The 3,680-nt window shown below is 63.3% G+C and carries 4 protein-coding genes; 2 read left to right on the top strand and 2 right to left on the bottom strand.

Translation table 11 applies throughout. From position 1 onward, the window contains the following. Nucleotides 1–434 precede the first annotated feature (434 nt). A complete protein-coding gene (locus B6V75_RS18765; RefSeq protein WP_166504651.1) occupies nt 435–584 on the bottom strand; it encodes a hypothetical protein in 150 nt (49 codons plus the stop codon). Between the two features lie 178 nt (nt 585–762). Between B6V75_RS18765 and B6V75_RS18360 the strand changes: the two genes are divergently transcribed. Together B6V75_RS18360 and B6V75_RS18365 are read left to right on the top strand one after the other, a co-directional pair. Continuing rightward, complete coding sequence (locus B6V75_RS18360) at nt 763–1,638, top strand: sugar ABC transporter permease (RefSeq protein ID WP_240497005.1); 876 nt, start codon at nt 763–765, stop codon at nt 1,636–1,638. Next, complete coding sequence (locus B6V75_RS18365; protein WP_233243250.1) at nt 1,635–2,441, top strand: carbohydrate ABC transporter permease; 807 nt, start codon at nt 1,635–1,637, stop codon at nt 2,439–2,441. The genes B6V75_RS18360 and B6V75_RS18365 overlap by 4 nt, the downstream gene beginning before the upstream one ends. Nucleotides 2,442–2,447: 6 nt before the next feature. Here B6V75_RS18365 and B6V75_RS18370 read toward each other — a convergent pair whose 3' ends face one another. Further along, a complete protein-coding gene (locus B6V75_RS18370) occupies nt 2,448–3,590 on the bottom strand; it encodes an iron-containing alcohol dehydrogenase (RefSeq protein WP_088720671.1) in 1,143 nt (380 codons plus the stop codon). Between the last annotated feature and the right edge of the window lie 90 nt (nt 3,591–3,680).

Raw genomic sequence — 3,680 nt, forward strand, 5'->3', positions numbered from 1 at the left:
GCGCAAATCACCCACCCACGCGAAACCTCCTGCCAGGCATGCCCCAAGGGCACCCCGCAAACCAAACCGAGTCACCAGCGAAATGAACGAAATCGGACAGCCATGAGGATCGCATCTCGCAACGCACGCTCATGACCAGCGATCCCGATACGTCATTATCGTACGATCGAACGCGGAATATCATGGGAGACAAAGGGAACTGTGCGACGCAAAGTTCTGACCTTGCAGAAGAGTGGATGGGTGCACCGCTGCGAGGACGGAATGTTCTCGATTTCACCGGAGGTCGCCCCGGCTCTCGCAGATGCCATTCGGGATGCAATCGCTCATCTCGAAAAGATCTGCTGCACGGTCGAAACCGCTCACGAAGCCAGAAAGAGAGCGCGCGATGGCGAGCAGTTCGCCGCTTTGCCGATTATAGCCGCGTGCTGAAGTGCTCACGCTTCTTCTTTAGTCTTCAGCTTTGCCTGTTCGAGCGGCCAATATTCCATTTCGAACAGCTCGCGCTCGAAGATCGGAGCGAAGCGACCGAACTCTTCCGCCACGTTTGCGACGCGCGCCATCTGTTCTAGCCGATCGCGGGCCATGCGCGCCCCTTTCTCAGTCGCACCGACAGCAAAAGCCCCTCCCCCGGCACAAGCGTCGCCGAGACGGCAGCCACCGTCGCCCCATCCACCGCCTTAAATCTTTAGTATCCTTGACATTTATACGACCAACCCGTTCGCTTTACGCGCGAAGTACGCTGCTTCCGGGGAGGGCATAGGGATGATCAAGCCGCATTCGAACCGCGCGTGGCTACTGTTGTTGCCTGCGCTTCTCATCTTGGGGTTTGTCGCTGCCCTACCTCTGGTCGCGGTGTTCAACTATTCTTTCCACGACATCTTCACCCTCGACACGGCACTTTGGGTCGGGCCGCAATGGTATCTCGAGATCATCCGCGATCCGAGCTTTTGGGCGAGCCTCGGGCGAAGCGCATTGTTTTCGGCCATCGTGTTGTCGATTCAGGTGCCGCTGGGGATCTGGATCGCTCTCTTGATGCTGCGGATCGGTCGCTGGGCGGTGCCGGTGGTGATGATGCTCGCCCTGCCCCTCGTTGTTCCGTGGAACATGATCGCGGGCATGTGGCTCACGCTGATCGATCCCCAGGTCGGACTTCTCGGCAAGGCGATCGCCGCAGCGGGTATTGGCTTCGACTACAAGTTCACCGCGCTGCATACCTGGATCCTGATCGTCGCGGCGGATACGTGGCACTGGCTGGGCCTCGTCGTGATCCTCTCCTATGCGTCGCTGTCGGCGATCCCGGCCTCCTATCGACAGGCGGCGGCGATAGACGGAGCCTCACGGCTCGCGGTATTCCGCCATATCGAATTGCCGCGCATCGCCGGGGCGCTCTCGATCGTGCTGCTTCTGCGCTTCGTGGACAGCTTCATGATCTACACCGAGGCTTTCACGATTAACGCGGGCGGGCCGCAGGGTGCGACGACTTTCATCTCGCTCGAACTGGGAGAGGACATTCGCAGCTTCACCTATGGCCGTGCCGCCGCGCGTGCGATGCTCGATTTCCTGATCGTGCTGAGCGTCGCATGGGCGTTCATCCGCATACGCGCCGGGCGCGACACCTCGCCGGAGACGACCCGATGAAGATGACGCGAATGCGCCCATCAATTCTGCTCGGCCTCGCCTTCGCCGCTCTGGCCCTCTTCATCCTGCTGCCCTTCGTCCAAACGGTGCTGTTGAGCTTCACGCTGACGCTGCCGCGCGAGGGATATCGCGAGGGACAGGCGACGCTGATCAACTATGCCACCGTCTTCGCACGCCCCGACCTGCGCGATGCAATCTGGAACTCGCTTGTCTATGTTCTGCTCAACGTGGCGCTCTGCCTCGCCGCCGGACTGCCCGCAGCTTACGCGATTGCGCGCTTCCGCTTTACCGGCGATCGCCACATTCTCTTCGCGCTGATCGCCTTTCGCCTGACGCCGCCCGTCGTGCTGTCGCTGCCGATATTCATTCTCTTCGCCCATGTCGGACTGGTGAACAGCCCGGTCGGGATCGCGCTGGTGCATTGCGTGTTCAACCTGCCGATCGCGATCTGGATCCTCGAGAGCTTCATCGCCGCCGTGCCGCGCGAATTCGACGAGACCTGTTTTCTCGACGGCCATTCCTTCGGCCATTTCTTCGTCGGAAAGCTGATCCCGGTGATCGCGCCGGGGATCGGCGTGACCGTCTTCTTCTGCTTCATCTTCTCTTGGGTGGAGGTGGTCTTCGCGCGCATTCTGACGGTCACTGCGGGCAAGCCGATCACCATGGCGATCAGCGCGCTGTTCGGCTTTCAAACGGATATCGGGCTGGTGATGGCGATGACCGTTGTCTCGCTGATCCCGGGTGTCGCGATGATCTGGTTCGTGCGTAATCACATCGCACGGGGATTTGTCATTCGCACCTGAAGCCGCTCAGAATGCGGCGCGCAGAATGTCGCTCAGGACATCTTCGCTCAGCGGCACGGGATTCGCGGCCATGGAGGAGCTGGACCGCGACAGCCGCGCGGTCTCCTCGATCTCATCCGGATCGACACCCATCGCGCCAAGCCGGGGCAACCCCCATTCGTCGATCTGCCGCTCCAGCGCCGTGAAAGCGTCAGCCGGCGCAACCGCCAGCCCCTCGCCCAGCCAGCCCGCCACCTCGTGGAATCGCGCGGCCATCGCGGAATCGCCCGCCACGGCGACACGGTTCGCCTGAAGCACTCCGGGCAGAAGCCGTCCGCAGATCGCCCCATGGGCCGCACCGCTCCGGCCACCGATCACGCCCGCAAAACCATGCACCGCGCCGAGGCCCGCATTGCCCAGAGCGACGCCGCCGAACAGGCTCGCCCGCGCCATGTCATCTCGTGCATCCGTGCTCTCCCGTGCCATCAGCTGGACCAGCGCATGGATCGCGCGCGGGATCGCATCGCGGCAAAGCGCGTCGGTCAGAATATTCGCACGACTGCAGAGATAAGGCTCGATCACCTGCGTCAGCGCGTCCAGCCCCGAGGCCAGCGTGACCGCACGCGGGCAGAGATCGGTCAGCGCCGGATCGACGATCGCGAGCGAGGCCATCATCCGATCGTCGCGCAGGCTGACCTTGCGGCGGTGCTCGGGGAACTGGATCACCGCATTGCGGGTGGCTTCCGCTCCGGTGCCGGCGGTAGTAGGGATCGCGACAAACGGCAGCGGCGGCGCGCTTAGCGGGCGCCCCTCCCCGACCAATTCGAAATGCACGATCGGATCGCTCGCAGCGGGGATCAGAGCCGTCAAAGCCTTGCCCAGATCAAGCACCGCGCCGCCCCCGACCGCAACGACACAATCGGGGCGCATCTCGCGCAACCGACCGAGCGCATCACATAGATCCGGATAGCTCGGCTCGCCGCGGCTGACGATCACCTCGACCGTCCGGCCCTCCTCGCGCAGAGTATCTTCCAGCGCGTCGGCCCAACCGACCGAACGCCCGCGCACGAGCGCTACACGCGCCCCGTAGCGCGCGATCAGCTCCGCGCCCGCATGCCGCTCGTCGCGCCCGAAGAGAATGCGGCCGGGAAAGCGCAGAGCGAAGTCCATCAGACCGACCTCGCCGCCGCGATGGTAGCCTCGACCGCCTTTTTCCACGCGGCGTAGCGGGCTTCGCGTGTGGCCTCGTCCATCTGCGGG

Source organism: Thioclava sp. F1Mire-8 (genome assembly GCF_002213165.1).
GTDB classification, from domain to species: domain Bacteria; phylum Pseudomonadota; class Alphaproteobacteria; order Rhodobacterales; family Rhodobacteraceae; genus Thioclava; species Thioclava nitratireducens.